20 protein-coding genes, 1 tRNA gene and 4 pseudogenes are annotated in these 21,885 nt (G+C 70.3%); 10 read left to right on the top strand and 15 right to left on the bottom strand.

Features of this window, described 5'->3' with window-relative positions:
- Window positions 1-92: 92 nt before the first annotated feature.
- From ABZ464_RS24975 to ABZ464_RS24960, 4 genes are all read right to left on the bottom strand, one after another.
- On the bottom strand, window positions 93-296 hold the full coding sequence (locus ABZ464_RS24975; protein ID WP_359279927.1) for a hypothetical protein: 204 nt from the start codon (window positions 294-296) through the stop codon (window positions 93-95).
- 344 nt (window positions 297-640) lie between these two features.
- Window positions 641-1,879 carry an alanine racemase gene (locus tag ABZ464_RS24970; RefSeq protein ID WP_359279926.1) on the bottom strand — a complete coding sequence of 413 codons (1,239 nt, stop codon included), beginning with the start codon at window positions 1,877-1,879 and terminating at the stop codon, window positions 641-643.
- Window positions 1,876-3,183: a D-arabinono-1,4-lactone oxidase gene (locus ABZ464_RS24965; protein WP_359279924.1), complete on the bottom strand. Its 1,308-nt coding sequence runs from the start codon at window positions 3,181-3,183 to the stop codon at window positions 1,876-1,878. Before ABZ464_RS24965 ends, ABZ464_RS24970 begins: the two co-directional genes overlap by 4 nt.
- On the bottom strand, window positions 3,180-4,280 hold the full coding sequence (locus tag ABZ464_RS24960; RefSeq protein WP_359279923.1) for an alpha/beta hydrolase: 1,101 nt from the start codon (window positions 4,278-4,280) through the stop codon (window positions 3,180-3,182). Before ABZ464_RS24960 ends, ABZ464_RS24965 begins: the two co-directional genes overlap by 4 nt.
- A 132-nt stretch (window positions 4,281-4,412) precedes the next feature.
- Between ABZ464_RS24960 and ABZ464_RS24955 the strand changes: the two genes are divergently transcribed.
- Entirely contained in the window at window positions 4,413-5,027 is a 615-nt protein-coding gene (locus tag ABZ464_RS24955; RefSeq protein ID WP_359279921.1) for a TetR family transcriptional regulator, read from the top strand.
- 10 nt (window positions 5,028-5,037) lie between these two features.
- Here the strand turns inward: ABZ464_RS24955 and ABZ464_RS24950 are convergent, their stop codons facing one another.
- The 3 genes from ABZ464_RS24950 to ABZ464_RS24940 all read right to left on the bottom strand — a co-directional run bounded on the left by ABZ464_RS24950 (window position 5,038) and on the right by ABZ464_RS24940 (window position 9,669).
- Window positions 5,038-6,648, bottom strand: a complete 1,611-nt coding sequence (locus ABZ464_RS24950) for a succinic semialdehyde dehydrogenase (RefSeq protein WP_359279920.1) — start codon at window positions 6,646-6,648, stop codon at window positions 5,038-5,040.
- A 3-nt stretch (window positions 6,649-6,651) separates the two neighbouring features.
- Complete coding sequence (locus ABZ464_RS24945; RefSeq protein ID WP_359279918.1) at window positions 6,652-7,602, bottom strand: alpha/beta hydrolase fold domain-containing protein; 951 nt, start codon at window positions 7,600-7,602, stop codon at window positions 6,652-6,654.
- Window positions 7,603-7,770: 168 nt separating this feature from the next.
- Window positions 7,771-9,669 carry an MFS transporter gene (locus ABZ464_RS24940; RefSeq protein WP_359279917.1) on the bottom strand — a complete coding sequence of 633 codons (1,899 nt, stop codon included), beginning with the start codon at window positions 9,667-9,669 and terminating at the stop codon, window positions 7,771-7,773.
- 440 nt (window positions 9,670-10,109) lie between these two features.
- On the opposite strand from ABZ464_RS24940, the pseudogene ABZ464_RS24935 reads away from it, so the two are divergent.
- The 5 genes and pseudogenes from ABZ464_RS24935 to ABZ464_RS24915 form a co-directional block, all read left to right on the top strand.
- Window positions 10,110-10,280: pseudogene (locus ABZ464_RS24935) on the top strand (DUF6518 family protein); the annotation flags it as partial.
- Window positions 10,281-10,289: 9 nt separating this feature from the next.
- Window positions 10,290-10,613: pseudogene (locus ABZ464_RS24930) on the top strand (hypothetical protein); the annotation flags it as partial.
- A 1,060-nt stretch (window positions 10,614-11,673) separates the two neighbouring features.
- Window positions 11,674-12,923: pseudogene (locus ABZ464_RS24925) on the top strand (IS256 family transposase).
- Entirely contained in the window at window positions 12,920-13,387 is a 468-nt protein-coding gene (locus ABZ464_RS24920; protein ID WP_359279915.1) for a hypothetical protein, read from the top strand. The pseudogene ABZ464_RS24925 and the gene ABZ464_RS24920 overlap by 4 nt, the downstream one beginning before the upstream one ends.
- Before the next feature lie 33 nt (window positions 13,388-13,420).
- Window positions 13,421-13,688, top strand: a pseudogene (locus ABZ464_RS24915) (IS630 family transposase); the annotation flags it as partial.
- Between the two features lie 673 nt (window positions 13,689-14,361).
- Here the strand turns inward: ABZ464_RS24915 and ABZ464_RS24910 are convergent.
- Entirely contained in the window at window positions 14,362-14,904 is a 543-nt protein-coding gene (locus ABZ464_RS24910) for a hypothetical protein (RefSeq protein WP_359279914.1), read from the bottom strand.
- Here ABZ464_RS24910 and ABZ464_RS24905 point away from each other — a divergent pair.
- Both ABZ464_RS24905 and ABZ464_RS24900 read left to right on the top strand, forming a co-directional pair.
- Window positions 14,878-15,219 (top strand): NAD(P)H-dependent oxidoreductase, encoded by a 342-nt coding sequence (locus tag ABZ464_RS24905; RefSeq protein WP_359279913.1) that lies wholly within the window; start codon window positions 14,878-14,880, stop codon window positions 15,217-15,219. The two genes, ABZ464_RS24910 and ABZ464_RS24905, sit on opposite strands and share 27 nt — an antisense overlap.
- A 289-nt stretch (window positions 15,220-15,508) precedes the next feature.
- Window positions 15,509-15,585 (top strand) — tRNA-Met (locus ABZ464_RS24900).
- Window positions 15,586-15,808: 223 nt separating this feature from the next.
- On the opposite strand, the gene ABZ464_RS24895 is transcribed toward ABZ464_RS24900, so the two are convergent.
- Window positions 15,809-16,222 carry a transglycosylase SLT domain-containing protein gene (locus tag ABZ464_RS24895; protein ID WP_359279912.1) on the bottom strand — a complete coding sequence of 138 codons (414 nt, stop codon included), beginning with the start codon at window positions 16,220-16,222 and terminating at the stop codon, window positions 15,809-15,811.
- Window positions 16,223-16,755: 533 nt separating this feature from the next.
- Between ABZ464_RS24895 and ABZ464_RS24890 the strand changes: the two genes are divergently transcribed.
- Window positions 16,756-16,902: a hypothetical protein gene (locus tag ABZ464_RS24890; RefSeq protein WP_359279910.1), complete on the top strand. Its 147-nt coding sequence runs from the start codon at window positions 16,756-16,758 to the stop codon at window positions 16,900-16,902.
- Between the two features lie 259 nt (window positions 16,903-17,161).
- Here the strand turns inward: ABZ464_RS24890 and ABZ464_RS24885 are convergent, their stop codons facing one another.
- Window positions 17,162-17,407, bottom strand: a complete 246-nt coding sequence (locus ABZ464_RS24885) for a DUF6207 family protein (protein WP_359279909.1) — start codon at window positions 17,405-17,407, stop codon at window positions 17,162-17,164.
- A gap of 495 nt (window positions 17,408-17,902) precedes the next feature.
- Here ABZ464_RS24885 and ABZ464_RS24880 point away from each other — a divergent pair, with 495 nt between their 5' ends.
- Window positions 17,903-18,511 (top strand): hypothetical protein, encoded by a 609-nt coding sequence (locus ABZ464_RS24880; protein ID WP_359279907.1) that lies wholly within the window; start codon window positions 17,903-17,905, stop codon window positions 18,509-18,511.
- A 37-nt stretch (window positions 18,512-18,548) separates the two neighbouring features.
- On the opposite strand, the gene ABZ464_RS24875 is transcribed toward ABZ464_RS24880, so the two are convergent.
- The 5 genes from ABZ464_RS24875 to ABZ464_RS24855 form a co-directional block, all read right to left on the bottom strand.
- Window positions 18,549-19,094 carry a hypothetical protein gene (locus ABZ464_RS24875; protein ID WP_359279906.1) on the bottom strand — a complete coding sequence of 182 codons (546 nt, stop codon included), beginning with the start codon at window positions 19,092-19,094 and terminating at the stop codon, window positions 18,549-18,551.
- Between the two features lie 346 nt (window positions 19,095-19,440).
- Window positions 19,441-19,689 carry a hypothetical protein gene (locus ABZ464_RS24870; protein ID WP_359279904.1) on the bottom strand — a complete coding sequence of 83 codons (249 nt, stop codon included), beginning with the start codon at window positions 19,687-19,689 and terminating at the stop codon, window positions 19,441-19,443.
- Window positions 19,690-19,840: 151 nt separating this feature from the next.
- On the bottom strand, window positions 19,841-20,299 hold the full coding sequence (locus tag ABZ464_RS24865) for a hypothetical protein (RefSeq protein WP_359279903.1): 459 nt from the start codon (window positions 20,297-20,299) through the stop codon (window positions 19,841-19,843).
- Window positions 20,300-21,163, bottom strand: a complete 864-nt coding sequence (locus tag ABZ464_RS24860; RefSeq protein WP_359279901.1) for an IS701 family transposase — start codon at window positions 21,161-21,163, stop codon at window positions 20,300-20,302.
- 122 nt (window positions 21,164-21,285) lie between these two features.
- The gene (locus ABZ464_RS24855; RefSeq protein ID WP_359279900.1) at window positions 21,286-21,633 is read right to left on the bottom strand and encodes a hypothetical protein; all 348 of its coding nucleotides are present in this window, start codon (window positions 21,631-21,633) and stop codon (window positions 21,286-21,288) included.
- Window positions 21,634-21,885 lie beyond the last annotated feature (252 nt).

The following is a 21,885-nucleotide window of genomic DNA, read 5'->3' as shown; positions in this document are numbered from 1 at the left end:
TGTTCCCCGTCGGGGCAGACGGGGAACACGACGACAGGCCCAGAGCCGCATACGCCGTTGTACGCGGCCTCGCCGATCACGGTGCGGGCCCGTCAGCCCAGCCGCTGCACCAGCGCAGGCGTCCGCCGGGGCCAGGGTGTAGTAGCCGCGGTGCCGTTCGAACAGCGGCAGCTCGGGCAGCGCCACGCTGGCCCACTCCCTATGTCCAGCCACCGCTTGTAGCCGCCCGGGTCGAGCCACTTGACGTCCTCGCTGCGGGCCGCCCGCAGGGCGTCGAACCCGTCGAAAGGGTTCACATGGGAGTGATCCATCAGGTGGTGGGGAGTCCCGGAAGCCAGTCGTAAGCGGGATCGCCGGGGAAGGCGATGGACGCGATGTGCTGTGGCGGGATCGCCTCGCGGTAGTGGACGTGACGGCGGAATGACTTCTGACCTGCGGGTACGTCGTCTGAGGCGTGGCTCCGAGGGGGCGTATGGCACCGCTGTTAACCGTGGTTGACCGGTCTTATGGGCACGTTGAGGGCACGAGCCCGGCCCGGGGGATGCAGCGCGGGGCCCCCACGCTTGCACCGGGCCGGATCGATCACCGGCTGTCAATGCGTCGGCAGCGGCCCATACGCTGTGCGTTCTCTGACGACGCCTCAGAGAAAACAACGGCCCTCTCCTCGATAGGTCGGGACGATGTCCACGATCTCCCCGTCCTGGAGCAGGTGCAGCTCGTTGAAGCGCTCGCACAGCTCGCCCGCCTTGGCGTGCCGGAAGAAGACCGGTGATCCGACGGTGAGGTGCTCGGCGGCGGGACCGATCAGTGGCGTCTGGACCTCGCCCGCACCCTCGTTGCCGTCGTACCGCAGTCCCGGCGGGAAGGCCGGTACGGGCGCCCGGTCCCAGCGGGGGACGCCGGAGGCGACGTAGCCACCGCCGAGCACGGTCACCGTCCGCGGGCCGGGCCGACGCACGACGGGCAGCGCGAAGAACGCCGCGGCCTGCGGAGCGAACCGCGAGTATCTGTCGAACAGGGCGGGTGCGTAGAGCCCGGATCCCGCGGTGACCTCCGTGACGACGGGTTCACTCGCGACGAGCTCCAGGTCACCCGTTCCGCCGGCGTTGACGAAGTCCAGTGGCGTGATGCGCGAGATCGCCTCGACCGCGAGCGCGCGCCGCTCCCGCAGCTCGCGATGGGACCGGTCCTGCATCAGCCGGATCACGCGGTTGGCGACCGGCCGCTTCGGCACCGCGTCTCCTGTTCCGGCGATCTGCGCCTCGTACGACATCACGCCGACCAGCCGGGCGGACGCGCTGCGCTCGACGCGTCGGGCCGCCGCGGCGGCCTGCTCCGGTGTGTGGATCGGAGTGCGCTTCGCCCCGATCCGTATCCGGCCGCCCGCCAGCCAGAAGGACGCGTCGAAGTCCAGGCAGGTCTTCACACCGGTACCGGTACCGGTATCGGTACCGGTACCGGTACCGGAACGGCGGGCGGCGTGTTCGATCAGCTCCACATGGTCCGGCGAGTCGATCATCACGACGGGGGCGCCCTCGGGGTCCTCGGCGGTGCGTTCCGCCAGGGCGCCGAGCAGCTCGGTATCGGTGGTCGGATAGGCGACCAGGACGCCCCGGGCGCCGAGGCCGTGCAGCCACAGCGCCTCGTCGAGAGTGAACGCCATGATGCCCTGGAAGCCGGAGTCCAGCCCGAGGACGTATTCGATGATCTTGCGGGCTCGGAGCGACTTGGACGCGATACGCACGGGCTTGCCCTGCGCCCGGCGCAGGAGGTCATGCGCGTTGGCGGTCAGCGCGTCCAGGTCGACGAACGCGAAGGGCGGTTCCGTACGGGCGAACACCTTGCCGTAGTAGTCCCCGGCGTCACCGTGCGCCTTCATCGGGTCACCACCTCTCCGTGCGTGCCGAGGACCCTGCGGGTGTGGGCGTTGCCGAACGTCCCGGTCGGATCGAGCTCGGCCCGCTTCTCGGCGAAGTCGTCCCAGTGCGGGTAGAGGGGGCGCAGGGTGCGCCCCGTCAGGGTGTGCCGTTTGCCCCAGTGGGGCCGGCCTCCGTATGTCGCCATGACGTCCTCGAACGCCCGGAAGAAGGGGTCGGCGTCCATGCCCTGGTACTGGTGGGCCGCGATGTAGCAGGTCTCGCGCCCCTCTGCGGTGGACAGATACGCGTCGTCCGCGGCGGTGAAGCGCACCTCGAACGGGAACAGGATCGGCAGCCGCTGCCGCTCGACGAGTCGCAGGCATGCGGTCAGCGCCTCGGCGCAGTGGCTTCGCGGGATGGCGTACTCGCTCTCGGTGAACTTCACCTTCCTGGCGGTGGCGTAGACGCGGTGGGCCACGTCCTCGACCAGGGACTCGGACATCGACCGGGCGACGGTGGCGTTGACGGCCGGCACAAGGGACGGGAACCGCCTGCCGACTCGGCACAGTGCGCCCAGGACCGTGTTCTCGGCGAACTCCTCACGAAGTCGCCGCTTCCAGCGCGGTGTCGGACGCGGGGTGTCGTCGGTGCGGGTCGACGTCCTGGTCATGGCCGTACGCGTGTACGGCCAGACGAAGAACTCGAAGTGGTCGTTGGTGTCGACCAGTTGGTCCAGCTCGGCCAGCACGTCGTCGAGCGGCCGGGGCCGGTCGACGCGGCGCAGCGCGAACAGCGGGACGCATTCGACGGTCACCTCGGTGACGATGCCGAGCGCCCCCATCGACACTCTGGCCGCGCGCAGCAGTTCCGGTGTGGTGGTCCGGTCCAGCTGCCGTACGGTGCCGTCCGCGGTCACCAGTCGCATGCCCGCCACCCGCGACGACAGGTTGCCGAACGTGCGGCCCGTGCCGTGCGTGGCGGTCGCGAGGGCCCCGGCCACCGTCTGCGCGTCGATGTCCCCCTGGTTCTCCAGCGACAGGCCGTGCTCGGCGTTCCTCGGGCCCAGCTCACGCAGGGTGATGCCGGCCTGCAGGGTGACCCGGTGCTCCTCGACGGACAGCACACGGTTCATGCGGGACAGGTCGATCATGACGCCGTCGGTGCAGACCAGGTCGCTGAACGAGTGGCCGCTGCCCACCGCGCGCACGGTGAGCCCCCGCTCGGTCGCGGTCCGTACGGCGCGTACGACGTCTTCCTCGTCGTGTGGCCGTACGACGGACATCGGGTGACCGGTCTGCTCGCCCGACCAGTTGGTCCAGGTCATCGGGCCCCCGTCCCGGGAGTCTTCAGGCCGGCCCGGGAGGTGAGCCCCATGCGGAGGGCGCCCGCGACTTCGAGCAGCACCTCCCGGGGGGCGGCGCCCGATCCGGTCGCGTTGACCATGCTGTGCGTGATGCCGCTGTGGCGTCGCAGGACGGTCGGCACTCCGGCGTCACGCAGCTTGTGCGCATACGCCTCGCCCTCGTCCCGCAGGACGTCGAATCCCGCGACGGCCACATAGGCCGGGGCCACGTCGTGGAGGTCGTCGGCCAGCAGGGGCGAGACCCGTGAGTCCGTGGCCTGCGCGGGATCGGGAAGGTAGTGGGCCTTGTACCAGTCCATCTGGGCCTCGGTGAGGAAGAAGCCCTCCCCGAACAGCTCGTAGGAGCGGTGCTTGCGCGAGAGGTCCGTGACCGGCATCAGCAGGAGCTGCATCGCGGGTGCGGGAGAGTCCGTCCCGCGTGCTCGCCGGGCCGTCTCCAGGGCCACCACGGCCGAGAGGTTACCGCCCGCGCTCTCCCCGCCTACCGCGACGGCCGCCGGGTCGACGTCGTACTCCTCGGCGTGTTCCACGACGTGCGTGAAGGCCGCGAGCGCGTCGTCCACCGCCGCCGGGAACGGGTTCTCCGGTGCCAGCCGGTAGTCGACCGCGATGACGGTGAGCGACGCGTGACGGGCCAGGAACCGGGCCACGGAGTCACTGGCGCTCAGGTCTCCGAGCACCCACCCGCCGCCGTGGAAGTAGACGAGCGCGGCCGAAGGACGCGGAACACCCGCCGACCGGTACAGGCGGGCCGGGATGCCGCCCTCGGGCGTCGGGATCGTGATGTCCCGGATCTCCTCGACGGGAAGCGCGTCGCCGAAGATCCAGGCTTCGGAGGCGATCTGCGCACGCCCCTCGGCCAGCGGCAGCGACTCGAAGGTCTTCGAGACCGTCAGGCCGAGGACGCGCTTGCCTACCTGCGCGTCCAGGTCCATCACCTGCCCGTCGACGGAGATGGGCCGGCCGGCGATGGCCCGCTTCACGGCGGTCGGGAGGCGGCCGAGCCCGCGTGCCGCGCGGCGCGCCAGTCGCTCGGACAGCGGATGTACGTCGGTCATCGCGTCACGCTCCTCGGGGTTGGAATGGCGTCAGGCTAGGCTGAACTCTGGACGTTTGTCCAGAGTTCATGGAGCTGCCTCTTCCCCCCCCGGCGCTTGGGCGGCCGGAACGCCGTCGGGTAACTTCGAGGCATGGGGATCAGGCCGCAGTCGCACTACGCACGGGGACAGGCACGCCGGGAACGGCTCCTCGACGCCACCGCGGAGGTCATCGCCGCCCGCGGCCTCGAGGGGGTCACCCACCGGGCGGTGGCCGCGGCGGCCGGACTGCCGCCGTCCACGACGTCGTACTTCTTCGCCTCCATGGACGAGCTGATCGGCGCGGCCGTCACCCGGATCGCCGACGGCATCCTGGAGGCGACACGAGACCTGGTGGCCGACGTACCCGCGGTCGACGGCGGCATCCCCGCCCTCCCGTACGTCGACCAGCTGATCGACATTCTGATCGCGTCCAAGGAGACGCTGATCAGGGCCCAGTTCGAGGCGTATCTCGCGACCTCGCGGCGGCCGGAACTGGTGGAACCGGTCCAGCGCATCGTGCAGGCCCTCGAAGACGCGGCCGAGTCCATGTTCGTAGCCCTGGAAGCCCCGGACGCGCGTCTCGCCGGCCGTGAACTCGTCGCCATGGTCGACGGGTTCGCCCTGCAACGGCTCGCGCATCCGCGCCCCGACGACCGCGCGGTGCTGCGCGACGCCCTGCGCCGACTGACCGTGACCCACCTTGGCAGGGCGTCCGCGTCGGCCTGAAGGGGCGCCCTCACCCCTTGCCGGCGAGGCGGTCGAGCACCCTCATGGCGACGGTCATCGCGCGTGCGTAGCGTTCGCCGCCGACTCCGGCCGGCTTGCCGAGGGACTGCCCGCGCTGCCGGGCCACGGTCTGCGCGTCGGTGTACTTGAGCAGGCCGTGGCGTCCGTGCCGGCTTCCCTGGCCGGAGGCACCCCAGCCGCCCATGGGGGCGTCGGTGGATCCCCAGGCGGCCGCGTAGCCCTCGTTGATGTTGACGTTGCCGCTGCGCAGCCGGTGCGCGAGCCGACGGCCGCGCCCGGGGTCGCGGGTCCAGACGGAGGCGCCCAGCCCGTAGCCGGTGTCGTTGGCCCGGGCCACCGCCTCGTCGTCACTGCCGACCCGGTACAGCGAGACGACCGGGCCGAAGGTCTCCTCCACACAGACCCGCATGGTCTCGTCGACATCCGTGAGGACCGTGGGCTCGTAGAACGTCGGTCCCAGGTCGGGACGGGCCCTGCCACCGGCGAGGACCGTGGCCCCGTGGGCCGTGGCGTCGTCGACGTGCCGCCGGACGGTCTCCAGTTGCCGGGACGACACCAGGGGTCCGAGATCGTGGCTCCAGTCCAGGGCGTGGCCCAGCCGCAACGCGTTCACCGCGTCGACGAATCCCGGCACGAACGCGTCCCAGACCTGCTCGTGGACGTAGAGCCGCTCCATGGAGATGCACAGCTGCCCCGAGTTGGCGAAGCAGGAGCGGACCGCGCCGGGGACGGCCTTGTTGAGGTCGGCGTCCTCGCAGACGAGGAGGGCGTTCTTGCCGCCGAGTTCCATGGAGAAGTCGGTCAGTCGCTCGGCGGCTCTGGCCGCCAGGGTGCGGCCGACCCGGGTGCTGCCGGTGAACATCAGGAAGTCGGTGTGGTCGATGACGGTCTCGCCGAGCTCGGCTCCGATGCCGGTGACCACGGTGAACACGTCGTCCGGCAGACCGGCTTCGGTCAGGAGGTCCTTGGCCCACAGGCAGGAGTACGGGGTGAGCTGGTCCGGCTTCGCCAGTACCGCGTTGCCGGCCAGGAGCGCGGGCAGCGCGTCGGTCACGCCGAGGGAGAGCGGGTAGTTCCACGGCGAGAGGACGGCCACCACGCCCTTCGGGTGGGGGACCTCGTGGGTGACGGTCAGGCCCGGCACGGCGCCGCGCCGCCGGTGGACACGCAGGAGGTCCGGGCCGACGGTCGCGTAGTAGCGGCAGACCTGGGCGACGTCGAGGATCTCCTCGAAGGCGTCGGTGCGGGTCTTGCCGCTCTCCAGCTGGATGATGTCGAGGATCTCGCTCTGGCGGTCGAGCACGAGACGGCCGAATCGCCGGACGACCTGGGCGCGTTGCCTGACGGGCACCCGTGCCCAGCCCCGCTGCGCGGTTCTGGCCTGCCGTACGGCGGAGGCGACGTCGTCGGGGGTGGCACGGGGGATGTCGCCGAGATGCCGCCCGTCGGCGGGGCAGTCCACGGGGATCCGGTCACGGCCGCCGGCCACGGTCGCGAGCGCGGCGAGCCCGGCCATCCGCCGGGCCTGCGGGTTCGGCGGTCCGGACCGCTCGCTGTGGCCGGCCGTGGGCCCGTCGGGCACAGGGTGGAGAGGGGGCATGGGTCACTCCTTCGGATCTGGGGCGTTCAAGCGCGCGGTCACCAGCCGCCGTGCCTCGGCGGACTCGGGCAGGAAGGTCACCGCCGGGTAGACGTGGAAGCCGCCGACGCCTTCGAGCAGCGCGATGTCGACCCCGGCCGCCCGGGCCCGGGCGCCGAATGCACGGCAGTCGGTCAGGAAGATGTCGCGGGTGCCGACGACCACGGTGGTCGGTGGCAGCCCGCGCGGGTCACCCCTGCCGGGGCTGACCTGGGGCGAGTCGACGGGGAGCGCTCCGGCCCACAGCCGGCCGGCGTAGCGCAGTCCGGCGACGTCGAGCGTGGGGTCCCGGGCGACGACGTCGGCCACGCCGGGGTTCGTGAGCCCGACGTCGAGCCAGGGAGCGAAGAGCACGAGGTGCCGCGGCAGCGGCAGCCCCTCGCTGCGCAGGCGCATGGCCGTGGCCAGGGCCAGCCCGCCGCCCGCGGAGTCCCCGGCCCACACGGGCGCCGCACCGGACTCCTCGGTCAGGCGTACCTGGAGGTCGAGCAGGGCCGGGACGACCGTCGCGGCCGTTCCCTCGGGGGCCAGCGGGTAGAACGGCGCGATCACCCGGGCGGCGTTCTCCGCGGCGAGCGCGGCCATCAGGTCCCAGTGCTGTACGACGACGGGATTGATGTAGGCACCGCCGTGGAGGTAGACGATCGTGCGCTCGGGCCGCCGGCCGCGGACGCCGATCTCGGCGCACCGCAGCCCGGCGCGGTCGTGCACGGTGACGTCGTGGGTGCGCCGCAGCCGCCGCGGTACGGCGGCGGGCCCCTTGCGGCGGTTGCGCCGTCGGTCCGCCTCGGTGGATTCGTCGTCGCCGAGGATTCTCTTCGTCCTCGTGGCGGCGAGCAAGGCGCACACGAACCGCATGCGCAGCGACGGGTGACCGCGCCCGGTCACGACGTTGGCGTGCTCCCTCATGGGCATCTGGGGTCCCTTCGTCTGCCACGCGATTGCAGCGGCGCTCGTTCGTGCTGGTGGTTCGGGCTCGTGGTTCGTGTTGGTGGTTCGTGCTCGTGGTTCGTGCTCGGCGGCGTGTTCCCGGCCGGGGTGAGACGCGGGTACGTGCGTCCCACCCCTGTCTCGCAGTCGGCTCTACGACTCCTTGAGCGCGGCCAGTTCCCGTTCCACCCGGGCGTCGTGCGCCCGCTCGTCCTCGCGTGCCCGGCGCGGGCTCCACCGGCCGGCCATCAGGAAGACGAAGGGCAGGAACAGCAGCTGACCGGTGACGCACACCCACCACCAGGTCTGCCACTGCCTCGGGTTGTCCTGGGCGGCCTTCGCCACCTCGGCCCCGTGCGCGGCGAGGTACGCCAGGTCGACCTTGCCGATGGCGGCCGGTGCGGCCTTCAGATCCGCGGCGTACCGCGCCGCGAGCCGCAGACCCTGCTGTGTGCCGGGGTCACCCAGACCGGTCAGCAGCTTGACGGCCGCGGCCCGGTCGACTCCGAGGCCGGCCATGATCTGATCCACCGCGACGGCCTGGGCGGCCGTGTCCCGCGGGTCGGCCTGTATCGCGGCCATGGTGGCGGGGGCGACGGCCTGGGCGGCGGCCAATTGACCACCCCGTACAGCCGATTGGACCCTTTGGACCTGGGCCGTTCTCGCGCCCTCCGCCGTGGCGACCTGGCCGAGCAGGGCGGCCAGCGCCTCCCGGTCGGCGGGATCCTTCTGCACGCGGGCCGCGAGGGCCGGGTCGATGCCGGTGACGATCGCGAACTGCCGAGGGTGCTCCTGCTGGATGGCGGTGATCCGTGCCCCCTTCTCCACCAGCGTGGAGGTCGCCGGGACGATGAACGTGAGCACCACCAGGGAGAACGTGACGACCAGGCGCAACGTCCAGCCCCACACCGCGAGCCCGACCGCGGTGGCCGCCGGGTCGTGCTTCTCCACGGTCTCGGTGAACGAGGCCATCCAGGCGACGTAGGCCATGCCGCCGCCCACGGAGCCGAGGACGAAGTAGAGGGCGAACGTGTGGTAGCCGGTGCTCGGGTGAGTCGCCGCGAGGGCGAACAGGACGGTGCCCACGACGCTGATGAGGCCGCCGAGCACCATGAACGGCTTGCGCACGCGGAGCTTGTCCGACAGCAGGCCGAACACCACCAGGCTGATCGCGTTGAACGCCCAGTACCAGTTGGCCAGTGCGTTGGCCCGCTGGTCGCTGTAGCCGAACGTCGTCGCGAAGTAGACGACGGCGAAGCCGACCAGCGCGTAGTACAGCAGCAGGAAGACACTGATCGCGAACGCCGAGCCGACGATGCCGAAGCGCAGCATCTGCCGCCATGGGCCCTTGAGTTCGCGCGTGGGGTCGACGCCCTTCGCACGGGCCGCACGAGCCTCCAGGAGGGCCCGGTCGCGCATGTTCACCATGAGCTGGTCACGCAGCGCCGGGGACAGCTCACGCAGTCCGAGGAGGGCGACGACGAAGACGACGAGTCCGGCGACGCCGCAGACGTGGAACTGGAAGCGCCAGTCGGGGTGATGGCCGAGCGTGTTGCTGGAGACGGTGGTGACCACGAGGCTGCCGAGGACGGGGCCCAGTGTCCAGAAGCCCATCGCGGCGCCGCGCCCCACCTGCGGGGAGAAGTCGCGCATCAGCGCCGGCGTCGCGACCAGCACGACGCCCTCGACGAAGCTGAGCAGGACGTACAGCACCAGATAGGTGATCCCGTTCGGTGCCTGGGGAAGGCCGAAGAGGATGATCAGCCCGGTCGCGAGCAGGCCCCCGACCACGAGGTTGGCCCTGCCCCACCGGTCGGCGAGTCCGGCGAACAGCGAGGCGAAGGCGCCGACCGCGTTTCCGGCGACCGAGATCCAGACGAAGTAGCTGAAGGACATGCCGAGTTCGGTGATGATCTGGGTCGCCACCGAGCCAGAGACGTACAGCTCGTAGTAGAGGACCACGGTCGAGAGCACCGTGATCGCCAGGTACAGGTACCGGAGTCCGGTGTCGGGATAGTGCGACAGCTGCCGGTTCCACAGGCTGCGTCGCACTGCGGGACTTTCATCGGGGAGCACGGAGACGCGGGTCGTTGTCACGGTGATTCCTTCCCTGGCGGTACGCCGGTGGCGCACCCAGCGTGTGGGGCGGGGACCCGGTTTCACGGAGGAGGGGCCCGCACCGATCCGCGTCTCGACGCCCAGTACCTGGTCGCCGATGACTGCGGACCTTTTCGCCGCAGGACCGCGGCGCTTTCGTGGGTGACCCGCCGGGTCCGCGGACCACCGTTCGGCGAGGCGGTCTTGCGGAGGACGCTTCGTGGGCACCCTCTCGCTCCTGTCCGCTGCCGTGGACGTTGCGGAGACGGTAGGACGTAGTCTGGGCAAATGTCCAGACTTCGCTGACTGAATGTTCTGCCCGGCAATGCCCATGCTCGGATCCCGCTGAGGGTCGACGAGTCGTATACGGCGAAAGGCCGCTGGTCGTCGGGCTGGTGGGCGTGCAGGGAGGGTCCTGCCGCCGGGCAGCCATACGCGATGTGTGGATCGCCACCGGCACGGCGGCGGTGGGCGGGCTGGTGTTCGGCGCGCTCACCAACCTGGCTCAGGGATGGCTCCCGGGAGCATGGAACCAACTCGCCAACTCCGGCGCCGTCCGGTCCACCGTCGCATTCGCCGATACAGGGCCCGGCTCACTGCGCCTGGCCGCCCGCACCCTCACCCTCGCAGACCAGCCCGGCATCCCGACCGTGCTGACCAACGCCATCCGCTACGCCGACCGAGACCAGCACCGCCTCGCCGACGTCCTGGACGCCGCCCGGTTTCTGCGGCCCATCGACAGCCGCCGCCTCGACTCCGGCGAGTGCTGGCTGAAGGACCCGGCCGCCATGCACGAGATCGCCCACCGGATCGCCGCGGCCGCCGGCCACGGTGACGACCGCGCAGCCCGCCTGATGGCCGACACCGCCGCCACGGCCGACGCCTGCACCGTCGATCCCGAAGGCGTCGGCTCTCGAAGCCGGCAGCTGCCGGGCTTCCCGTTACGCGTCGACCCGGTAGGGGAGCCGTGGTGGATGGGGGATGGGGCGACGTGACGTCGGCGGCGGTCGCGGCGCGCGTCGTCGGCCGGGCCCTGCCCCGGGTGCCGGATCCCGGGCGCCTGGGTCCGTGCCGGAGAGGCCGGGATCGCCCGTAAGGGGCAGGCGGCCACCGGGCGGGTGGTTTCGGGCGAGAGCGTGCAGGAGGTTCGAGGACCCGCCCGGTATTGGACCCGCCGCTGGACTTCCAGGCCTTCTGCCATCGCTGCCACCACGCCTGATCCGGTGCGCCCGCCGGCACCTGGGGGAGCGCGAGGCCACGATCGAGACGGTGGAGTCGGTCTTCGTCCCGCTCCTGGAGAACTGGCCCGACGTCCTTGCCCGGCCCAGCGTCCAGCACCACGCCCAGCGGTCCTCCCTGCGGGGCATGCGATCTCCACACAGGGACCACGCGTCCTGAGTTACAGGCCGTACGCCTGGCACCCCGTCACACGCCGCGGGCACCCGTTGTGCCGCTCGTGCGGTGGCCGTCGTGGCCTGTTCGCCGGCTTCGTTCGCCGCCGCACCTGGCCCAGGACGCCGGCCCGCGCGGATGCGGTACCGCCGCTGCAGGTCTGTCCCTGGACCGGTGGTCAACCCGGCGGTCCGGGAAGTGGCGGATGCTGCCGTGCGTCGTCGGCCCTGACGGGCTGTTGGTCCGTGCCTGCCGTCGGCCGCCGAGCAGTCGGCTGCCGTGCCTCGGGCTGGAGAGGGGTGATGTTCCATCCGCAGGGGGAGGCGAAGGAGCAGGCCGGGCGCCTCGCTGAACTCTCCGCGCGGCCCGCGGGGTTGAGGAGGGGCCGAGGTACCGGGCCGCCAGTTGGAAGAGGGTGCTGCGGACACGCCGCCGCGGCGCACGGGGGAGCATGCTCAGGACTTGTGGATCGGTTCCGGGAAGGCATGCGGAGGGCGTACCTTCCCGAATGATCCGTAAGGTCTCCGAGTAGGCCCGCGTTGCGGCGCGGGTCGGGAAGGCACGCCCGTGCTCAGCGTAGTCACCGATGACGGCTCCACCCAGTCCGGCTCCCTGATCGACGAGATCGTGCGGGAAGGCGCCCGCCGGATGCTCGCCGCCGCGCTGGAAGCGGAAGTCAACCAGTACATAGCCGAGTTGGCGGCCGAGACCGACGAGTACGGCCGACGTCTCGGTGTCAGCAACGGCCACCACCGGCCCCGGACGGTGGTCACCGCGGCCGGCTGGTCGAGGTTAGGGCCCCGTGGGTGAACGACCGCCGCGTCGACGATGAGACCGGCGAGCGCAAGCGGTTCTCCTCGAAGATCCTGCCGCCGTGGTGCCGCGAGTCCCCGAAGATCTCCGAAGTGCTGCCGCTGCTCTACTTGCACGGCCTGTCCTCCGGCGACTTCGTCCCGGCGCTGGAGCAGCTCCTCGGCGGCACCGCCGGCCTGTCGGCCGCGACCGTGACGCGGCTGACCAGGCAGTGGAGCGAGGACCACGCTGCCTTCCAGAATCGGGACCTGTCGGATTGCGACTTCGTCTACGTGTGGGCTGACGGCGTGCACCCGAAGGTCCGGCTGGGCCGGGCCCACTCGTGCGTCCTGGTCCTGCTCGGGGTCCGGCTGGACGGCACGAAGGAGCTGATCGCCCTGGCCGAGGGCCTGCGGGAGTCGACCGAGTCGTGGGCCGACCTGCTGCGCGACTGCCGCCGGCGCGGCATGCGCGACCCCGAGTTGGTCATCGGCGACGGTGCCACGGGCCTGTGGCGGGCGCTCGCCGAGGTGTTCCCGGCAGCCAGGCAGCAAAGGTGCTGGGTTCACAAAGCCCGCAACGTCGCGAACTGTCTGCCCAAGTCCGCGCAGCCCGGCGCGACGAAGGCGATGCAGGAGATCTGCAACGCCGAGGACCGCACTCACGCCGAGCAGGCGATCGAGGCGTTCGCGAAGACCTACGGCGCAAAGTGGCCCAAGGCCGTAGCGAAGATCACCGAGGACCGTGACGAACTGCTCGCCTTCCACGATTTCCCCGCCGAGCACTGGATTCACTTGCGGACCACCAACCCCATCGAGTCAACCTTCTCCACGGTCAAACTCCGCGCCAAGGTCACCCGCGGCGTGGGCAGCCCGGCGGCCGCCCTCGCGATGGTGTTCAAGCTGGTCGAGTCCGCTCAGGCGCGATGGCGCGCGATCACCGGGGCTCACCTGGTGTCCCTGGTCCGCGCCGGTGCACGATTCGAGAACGGCGTCCTGGTCGAGCGCGAGGAGCAGGCCGCATGAACGTCCACGACATCCTGCAGAACCCGGACGAGCACGTCCGCTTCGCGGCCTACCTCGACAAGCTGGGGCACGTCGCCGACGCGAACGAGCTTGACCTGGTCAGCCGCGTGCTCACTGACCCGGACCAGACGATGGCCCGGTCCGCTGTGCTGCGGCACCTCGACCGTCGAGCTGCCGGCCTCTACCCCGGTCCCGCCTACGAGGGGTGGGCGCAGGCGATGACCCGGGCCACGATCGACCGCCCCTTCCTGGCTCAGCGCCTGCGGGAGTGGTCACTCTTCCGCGCCATCACGCTCAAGCTGCGCCGGCAGCCGGAGGACCTGCTCGCGTCATCCAACTGGCTCCAGCTCAAGACCGCCGCCGGGGCGAACACCGGGGCCATCGAGATCCTCGCCGAAGCCGGCCGCACCAAGCGGATCCGCAACACTGCCAGGACCGGCCTCAACCACCGCAGCGAGAGCTGAAATCAGCTCACCCACAACTCTTGACTATTGCTCCGCTTCTACGTCCATTTCACCCCCACCGGCTCCTCCTGGATGAACCAGGTGGAGCGGTGGTTCCGGCCTGCTCACCGACAAGCTCATCCGCCGCGGCGTCCACACCTCCGTGAAAGCACTGGAGGACGACATCACTGCGTGGATCGACACGTGGAACGAGAACCCGCGGCCCTTCACCTGGACCAAGACCGCCGACGAGATCCTCAACTCCCTCGCCGACTACCTCACCAAAGTCGGAACCACCAACCAGAAAACAGAGCAGAACTAACCGTCAGGATTTCTGGCGCATCACACTTGCCACACATCATTGATGAACTGGTCGAGTTCGGCATCGGCGGATGCGGCGCCACGGGGCCGGAACGTGCGAGCGCCGCCTTCTCCACCGGCGACGCAAGGCTCAGGAACTTCAGCACCGCGTCCTTGCTTCCACCCGCGCCGAGCGCAATACCTGCCAGCGACGGCAACGCCGGCCTCGGGGTCCCCAAATCCCATGAGGTCAGACTGCTCTTTCCCATCGGAGCCGGAGCACGCGCAGCGAGTGCCCGGGGCCGGTCTCTCACCCAACGATTCCGAAGGGCAGTTCATTGTGATCACGACTCTGTGATCGCCGTATGGCGTTTACCAGCTTCGCCTGCGCCTCGGCATGTGGCTGTCCGGCTCTCGAACTCCTGCGGACTCACCGGGTGTCTCGGTGGCGACTCGTGGAGTGAGTCTTGCAATTCGGCAGTCGTTCGTGACTCATGGGTCCATAGGCACCAGCCGGGTAGGGACATCTCCCCCACGGTGATGGCGACGCCGGGGTGGGCGTGGACTTCGGAAGCGCCGCCACCACGACCGGCGTAGTCCGTTCAGGACCTCGGGCAGCCAGGAGCGATCATGCTGCCGTCGGGCCATCCCGCGGCACGGCCAGACTCATTGCCGAGTCTCACCTGACGACGGACTCACCTCTCGTCGTCCTGGAACAGCGGCTCACCAGCGTGCAGCCGCGCGCAGACACGCTGGCAGCTCGGTCGGCGGAGCTTGGGGCGCTTGCCCTGCCTGGCGCGGTTCCTCCAGCCGTCGTACACCTGGGGGACCAGGATGTCGCGGGCCGTCCTGAACTGCTCCTTGGTGGGATGGTAGGAGTCGATCTCGGCCTCGACCTCGCCGGTTGCATAGGAGGCGGACTTGTCGCCGAGTATCAGCGCCCGGGCGTGCACCGCGCCGTTCACCTCGAAGATGAAGTCGTTGTAGTACCCGTAGACCACGCCGTGCGCGCGCAGGTCGCCCTCGACGTACACCGAGCCCCAGGACACCAGGTCACGCACCACCAGGTTGCCGAGTACGACCAACATCCCGATGCCGGAGACGTAGTCGTCCAGGAAGCCGTGCACCACCAGGTCGCCGTCGACGATGAGCGCGATGTCTAGATCCAGGTCGTCAGGCACCACCAGGTCGCCCTGGTGGAGATACCAGGCGTGGTCGCCCTCCAGGTAGTCGGCCATCTGTCCGCCGACCCGCTCGGTGACGCCCTCGACCACCTCTATGCGGAATGGAACAACAAGGCGGCCGGGTTCGTCTCCTACGGTGTCGTCGGCGGCGCCCGGGCGGCCGAACAACTACGGCTGATCTGCGGCGCGCTGCAGATGGCCGACGTGAGCCAGCAGGTCACGCTGTCGCTGATGACCGCGTTCGAGAACTACACCACCCTCAAGCCGGCTGACCACAGCGCCACCGCGCTGGACACGCTGCTGGACCAGATCGTCGCCTGGAGCACCGCGCTCGCGCCGCTGCGCGCCGCTTCCGAGGCCGCCGCCTGAACAGCGCCCAGGATCTGCGGTATGACCCGTGGCGGTCCGAGCCGGGCGGCAGCAGCGTGGCGACCTGGCCGCGGGTTCGTCCGGAAGGGCCTCGGTGACCCCGCCGGCCGGCCCCGGGCCGCGGAGCTGGCCCGGCGCCGCGTCCGGCACCGGTTTCCCCGGGCCCGCTCGCGTCCGCCGGCCCGTCCAGGCCGCCGCCCACCACGCGACCGCGGGCTGCACCTGTCCGTGATCTTGCTGCGGAAATCACGGTCTGCGCTGCGGGCATGCCGTAGGGTGGGGGTACCGGCGCGGGGTGGAGCAGCTCGGTAGCTCGCTGGGCTCATAACCCAGAGGTCGCAGGTTCAAATCCTGTCCCCGCTACCACCATCCGGCCCCCTCCGACACAGCATGTCGGAGGGGGCCGGAGTCGTTGCCGGGTACTGCATGCTCCCGTCCGGTTCCCAAGGGCATGCCGGTCCATCGGGGGGTCCGAGGGGCTCGGTGGTCACCGGCCCAGTCGACCACGCCGCTGTGGACAAACGGCGAAGGCGGCGGCCCCCGGGAATCGGGGACCGCCGCCTTCGCGGGTCATGCCGTGGGCGTGGCTTTAGTACCAGCCGTTGGCCTGCCAGAAGTTCCAGGCGGCGGCGGGGCTGCCGTAGCGGGAGTTCATGTAGTCCAGGCCCCACTTGATCTGGGTGGCGGCGCTGGTCTTCCAGTCGGAGCCGGCCGAGGCCATCTTGGAGCCGGGCAGGGCCTGGACGAGGCCGTAGGCGCCGGAGGAGGAGTTGGTGGCGCTGACGTTCCAGTTGCTCTCGTGCTTCACGATGTGGGCGAAGGCGTTGTACTGCTTGGTGTCCGGGATCATCTTGTGCGCGATCGCCTGGGCCTGGGCGGCCGACCCGGTGGCGGCCTGGGCGGGCGCCGCGGCCAGGGCCATGCCGGCGGTGGCGGCGGCCACGGCGGCGACGGTCAGGGCCTTCTTGGGGGAAGCGATGCGGCGGATGACGGAGACGGACACGCAGGAACCTTTTCCTCGGGGACGGTGCGCTCGCTGCATGCGGGCCTCACGCGGTGCGTGACCGCTCCGCGTGGTGCGGGGGTGGCTGCATGCGTCGGCGCCGAGACCCGGGAGGTGTGTCGGCGCCGTGCGACGTCCTCCAGAGAAGCAGGATCGAAAGCCGTCCGCAAAGACCCCTTTTGCTAGTTGTGGTCGTATTCGGGGATCAGGCCGCCGGTGTGAGCCGGCTCTCAATGCCCAGGTCAGGACCCGAAACGACATGCCTATGACATCACATTTACCCCGCTATCTCCGCTAGTAGGTGATGTGGGTCATGTGTGGTGCTTCACCGTCCGGGCCCGCCCCCGGACGTCCCCGCGCCGCCGGGAACGGGCGCCGGCCCTTGGCTGCCGCGCCTCGAGGAACCCCTCGCCGGCAACGTCACCGACTTCGAGGCGATGGCCGGGCACAGACAGTGAAGACGCCGGCCGAAGCCTGCACCGCGCCCGGCCCTGCACCCCGAGGAAGTGACGCCCCGGGGGGAGGAAGTGACCGTGCGCTCCGTCCCGCCCCGGGCCCGTCCGCCGGCCGTGCCGATCCCGCCCTGGGGCCGGCAGCTGCAGGGCATCCGGCCGCGGCGGGAAGCCTGCCGGCCCGGCGTCACCGGCGCCGGGTCCGGGGCGCTGCGCCAGAAGGAATGAGCGCGCCGGTCCGTGGTGTGACCGCCGGGTGGGCCGGTGGTGGTGGTTCCCGGCCTTCGATTCGCAGACGCCGGGGCGCGGCGGTGCCTGTGTTTCGTGGGCTGGGAACCGTACGGGTGTCATGGTTGCGGCCGGTGGTGGACAACGATGCCGCCGTGGACGGCGGCATCGTCGGCCGGCGCCTGTGCTCCGGCGGCAGAGACGGCACCCGGGACGCTGAGGGGCGGGGGCCGACTAGGGAGGCCGCCTGGGACTGCGGTCAGGCCCCGGTTTCTGCCGGTGCCTGTGCGAGGACTTGTGTGTCGGGCATCTGGTGCAGGTCCAGGAAGCAGCGCAGCCGTACGCCGGGCTCGCCGGGTGTGTGGGTCGTACGGTCCCCTGGTGCGATGGCCCACCGGGCGGCGAGCAGGTCCTGGACGGTGAAGGCCGCCTCGTCGTCGGCGGCCGCGATGTCCACCACGGCCAGACCCGGCGCGGCCACGTGGGCTTCTCTGATCTTCCTCATGCCCGGCGCGACGTGCTGGGGCGGGCGGAGGTTCTGCGGCCCCGCGGGAATTCACCCGTCCGAGGGTGAAGACCTGCCCGGGGGTGGCCGGGCGCGGGTGCGGGGGACGCGCTGGGGCGGGGGAGGGGCGTACGAACAGGCGTGCGCCTACTCGTCGGAAAGTCCGGCAGGACGGCTGAATGTTCGAGGGCTCTGTGCGCGGGGATGACTTCCTGCAGTGATCAATGTGCCGGGGTTCCCGTTACGCGTCGACCCGATAGAGGAGCCGTGGGGGATGGGGGATGGGGCGACGTGACGTCGGCGGCGGTCGCGGCGCGCGTCGTCGGCCGGGACATCGCCCAGCCCGGGTGCCGGATCCCGGGCGCTGGGGTCCGTGCCGGAGAGGCCGGCATCGCCCGTAAGGGCCAGGGGCCACCGGTCCGGTGGTTTCGGGCGAGAGCGTGCAGGAGGTTCGATGACCCGCCCGGTAGCGGACCCGCCGCTGAAAAAACACACGTGCTCACCGACCACAGCGACCGCAACGACCACACCGGCCCAGGCACTTCGGACACCGAACATGAGACGACCGGCGGACAGCTCTTCCTCCGCAGCGACCTCGACGCCGACCCCACCCACATAACCCTGCAAGTCCGCAGCGAACGCCTCACACGCCGCCTCGAACGCATCCGCCAAGCGCTGGATCACCTCCCGCTCCTCGTTCACCGTAAAAGGACCGAGGACATCCGCGCCGACCTGCTGAACGCCCTGAGAAGCGCCGAGGACCTCATCCTGACCACCCGCGCCGTCGCCGCCGAGACCTGCCTGGCCGTCGCCGCGACCGACTCCCGCCGGCTCTGCGGACCCGGAACCGAACGACTGCGCGTCATCATCCAGTACCCCGACCGCACCCCCGACGAGTACGGCCAGCCCGGCTGCCCCTACCACGTCGCCGAGCAACTCACACACCTGCAGATCACCGCCGGCGCCACCATCCTCCTCGACGGCCTCGAACGAGCCTGCCGCGACGCCCTGCGCCACACCCTGTCCGCCTTATCCGACGCCCAGGACATCCCCGACCGGCTCGCCTCCTCCACGGCACGACACGCGCTGCTTCCCGCCGACTGACCACCGCCGCCTGCCGCCCGCGCGCCCGGTCACGGCGTCAGGCGTCCAGCACCTCCTCGCCGCGGTAGTAGCGGATGGCACTGGGGTAGTCGACGTGTTCCTCGTACAGCAGCACCCGTCCCTTGAGGGCGCTGACCTGCCAGGAGGGGCCGAGGCCGCGCGCGAGGATCCGGAAGGCCATGTCAGGGCTCAGCGGACCTTCAGGAATGTCCAGCGAGACCGCGTCGGCCCGCCCGGATTTCCACGCATACCTGAAGCCGTAGGGGAGCCGTGCTTTGACGTAGCCGGCCAAGTCCCTGGCAGACCACACCCGCCCGCGTCCGTCATCGTGCAGGGCCCAGTCCAGGTCGATCGGGTGAAGCATGTCGAAGTGCAGGGCGCTGAGCGGTGACTGGTCGCTTTTGCGGCCCGCCTCCTGCATACCGAATCCGTTCAGGTTCCAAGCAAGCTGGATCCCGCGTTCCTCCCGCAGATGCTTCAGGACGAGTACTTCGGGCGCGACTGCGGACAGATTGTCTTCGACATAGACGGACGTGAAGTGCATCTCCTCCGGCACGAGGTGCTCGCGGCCCAGGATCTTCACCCGGGCTTCCTCCAGCCGCCGGGCAGGGAACGGTCGCGCTGCTTCTGCGACGGTGAGCGTCTCCTCGGGGCTGAGGCAAACGACGGCACGGAAGGTTTCGTCCTGGCGCCATGCGGCCGGGGCGTGGTCAGGCCGGGCGAGCCATCGCTGGTAGCTCTCGTCTTTCAGCCGCGGGCCGTCTGGCGGCCGTGGCGCGAGGCTCCACCTGCCCGAACAGCCTGCGATCGGGCCATGGCACGGTCGAACAACACCTGCCGTCGAGCAGGGTCTGCGCTACGGCCCGCGGCCACCGCACGATCATCAAGAGTCCACACAGCCCTTGATCATCTCGCGGTGGCCGTACGCGTCAGGCGTCGTAGTACTCGCCGTCGTCGCCCTGAACCCGCGCATCCAGCACGTCCGCCACCTTGCACATCGTCGCGATCAACGCATCGTTCGGGTTCTTGGACACGATGCGGCCGGCGCTCCACCACATCGGGGTCATCACAAGGCCGGGATCGGCAGCGACCACCGCTTCCCATTGCGCCGCGGTGATGTCCTGGCTCTCTTCATCCCACCAGTTCTCACACCGCGTGATGTGCACGTCGTACCCCATGGCCAGCCAGAGTAGACCGCGGGACCGACATGGTCGCGAAGTTGCACTGGCGTACTAGTACTCCAGTTGTACTTCTCCATTTGTGCTGGTCAGCGTGCCTTCTCTGAGTCTATTTGACTGACGCTCCGTCAGGGTGGCGGCAGTTCGTGACTCACCCGATCGGAGTGCGTGCGGCGCCGGTGATGCCAGTGCCGTGCGACGGCTTGGTGGCGTCGGCGCCAGTGCGACCAGTGGAGCCGACGCCGGCGTGGCTGAGGCCCGCCTGCCGGGGCATGGGCAAGATCCAGGAGCCGTCGCACTTCTGCCACGGTGAGGGGAACGAGGCTGATGGATTCGTTTCTGCGGCCCCCTTTTCGAGAGCGTGGGCGGTCATCGCCGCCAGGAAGCCGTGCGCAAGCATGGCCAGGGTGATGTGCCGATACCAGCCGACGTAGCGGCGGACCTCGTACTGGTCCAGGCCGCACTCATTCTTCGCGGCCTGGAAGCACTCCTCGATGGCCCAGCGGGAGCCGGCCACGCGCACCAGCTCAGCAACGGTCGCCCCGTAGGGTGCGAAGGCCAGGTAGTAGGCGACCTCTGCGGGACGGGCCAGGCTGCGACGTGCCGGCACTCAGCGGTGGTGCGTGGGTGCCTCGCCGCTCGCGTCGACGGCGGGGAGCCTGGCTGCGGCCCAGTCGTAGACCCGTGGGCCCTTCGCGCTCTCCCCGCACGAGATCCGCTCCCAGGCGTCGTCCGGTGCGCCGGTCAGGACGTGGTCGATGCGCCGGCTTCCCGCGGGTGACTTGACCTGCTGTGACTTGGGAACCGCCAGCACATGGCCCACTCTGGCGTCCTCCAGCGCCCTGCGGAAAGCCCGTTCCTGACCGTAGGCCGCGTCCGCGGTCACCCAGGCGATCGGCAGGGCGGAGCCGAGGGCGCGCAGCACCATCGCGCGCGCCAGTTCAGGCTTCGTCGCGAACGACCTGCCGTCGGGGATCCTCGCTGTGCGGCACCGTTCCCGGTCGTCGGTGACTTGGGCAGATACAGTTCCCGGTCCACCAGGGCCCGTCCCCCTTGCCGAGGTGTAGGCGGCGAACACCCCGATCTGGCAGTTCTCGGTACGGCCGGCCGTACCTGAGTACCGGCGCTGCACCCCGGCCGAGACGACGCCCTTCTTCAGGAAGCCGGTGCCGTCCACGATCAGCACACCGTCGGGCCGTCCCAGCCGCTCGGCCACACACTCCTGCAGGTCGTCACGGATCTCGTCCGGATCCCACTGGCACCACGACAGCAGACGTTGCAGGCCGTGCGGAGTGGCATGACCCGCGTGCTCAGCAAGCTGCCAGCTGTTCTTCCGGCCGGCCGGGCCGAGCAGCCCGTGCACGTAGTCCCGCATCCGCCGCCGCGGCTCTACACGCCCGAACCGCCTGCCCACCCGTTGCAGCAAGGACTCCAGCTCAGTTGCCCACAGGCCTGCTTCGGCTTCCGTCTCCATGACCCGCTCAACGCTTCCCGATCGGGTGAGTCACGAACCGCCGCCACCCTGACGGGGCGTCAGTCAAATAGACTCACGGAAGGCGCCCTGACCAGCACAAATGGAGAAGTGCAACTGGAGTACTAGACGCCACCATTGTGCTCGTCGGCGTCGCGTTCAGTGGCGGTGTGGCGTGGCTTGATTTCCGCGTCCGTGCGGGCGATGCGGCGTGCCTGGAGCGCGGCTCGCCGCATCGCCCGGTGGGCTGCTCGTTCCCGTCGCCTGCGGTCGCGTCGCTCAGCCTTCCACCGGAGGTGCTCAAGGCGGTTCTTGTGCATCTTGACCGCGTCGGCGGACCGTCCGGGGTGCGCTGCCCGGATCAGCCTGGCCACCGAGCCAATCAGGAGCGTAAGAGCGGCCAGAACGACGAAGAGTGCCACGGCCCATGCTGGGGCGCCGGAGGTCAGGAGATTGAGCACCCGACCGTTCATCGTGCAGTCCCGGGCTGCCGGGCCATGCGGCGGGACGGATAGGGCGTGGGATGCAACGCAGGCCTCCTGGAGCGTTGAGGTTCGGTGTGCGGGCAGACCGTGGCCCCAGTTGGTGGGGCGGCCTGCTCCCATCTGGCCACAGCGGCAAGGACGGCAGCGGAAACCAGGACGGCCGGATCGCCGTCCCGGACACAGGTGCCGTGCGGGCAGAAGGCGTTGAGATCCGCCCGCGTGTCCAGGACGATGTCCTGG

It is taken from the genome of Streptomyces sp. NPDC005820 (assembly GCF_040630255.1).
In the GTDB taxonomy this organism is placed as follows: domain Bacteria; phylum Actinomycetota; class Actinomycetes; order Streptomycetales; family Streptomycetaceae; genus Streptomyces.
This window is presented reverse-complemented; position numbering and strand designations above follow the sequence as displayed.

What these genes read in the sequence shown, in the direction of transcription:
- ABZ464_RS24950 (WP_359279920.1), bottom strand. Translation starts at nt 6,648, where the DNA reads ATGCCCCCTCTCCACCCTGTGCCCGACGGGCCCACGGCCGGCCACAGC.
- ABZ464_RS24955 (WP_359279921.1), top strand. Translation starts at nt 4,413, where the DNA reads ATGGGGATCAGGCCGCAGTCGCACTACGCACGGGGACAGGCACGCCGG.
- ABZ464_RS24920 (WP_359279915.1), top strand. Translation starts at nt 12,920, where the DNA reads ATGAACGTCCACGACATCCTGCAGAACCCGGACGAGCACGTCCGCTTC.
- ABZ464_RS24870 (WP_359279904.1), bottom strand. Translation starts at nt 19,689, where the DNA reads ATGGGGTACGACGTGCACATCACGCGGTGTGAGAACTGGTGGGATGAA.
- ABZ464_RS24960 (WP_359279923.1), bottom strand. Translation starts at nt 4,280, where the DNA reads ATGACCGACGTACATCCGCTGTCCGAGCGACTGGCGCGCCGCGCGGCA.
- ABZ464_RS24910 (WP_359279914.1), bottom strand. Translation starts at nt 14,904, where the DNA reads ATGGCCGACTACCTGGAGGGCGACCACGCCTGGTATCTCCACCAGGGC.
- ABZ464_RS24965 (WP_359279924.1), bottom strand. Translation starts at nt 3,183, where the DNA reads ATGACCTGGACCAACTGGTCGGGCGAGCAGACCGGTCACCCGATGTCC.
- ABZ464_RS24885 (WP_359279909.1), bottom strand. Translation starts at nt 17,407, where the DNA reads ATGAGGAAGATCAGAGAAGCCCACGTGGCCGCGCCGGGTCTGGCCGTG.
- ABZ464_RS24855 (WP_359279900.1), bottom strand. Translation starts at nt 21,633, where the DNA reads ATGAACGGTCGGGTGCTCAATCTCCTGACCTCCGGCGCCCCAGCATGG.
- ABZ464_RS24945 (WP_359279918.1), bottom strand. Translation starts at nt 7,602, where the DNA reads ATGCCCATGAGGGAGCACGCCAACGTCGTGACCGGGCGCGGTCACCCG.
- ABZ464_RS24860 (WP_359279901.1), bottom strand. Translation starts at nt 21,163, where the DNA reads ATGGAGACGGAAGCCGAAGCAGGCCTGTGGGCAACTGAGCTGGAGTCC.
- ABZ464_RS24970 (WP_359279926.1), bottom strand. Translation starts at nt 1,879, where the DNA reads ATGAAGGCGCACGGTGACGCCGGGGACTACTACGGCAAGGTGTTCGCC.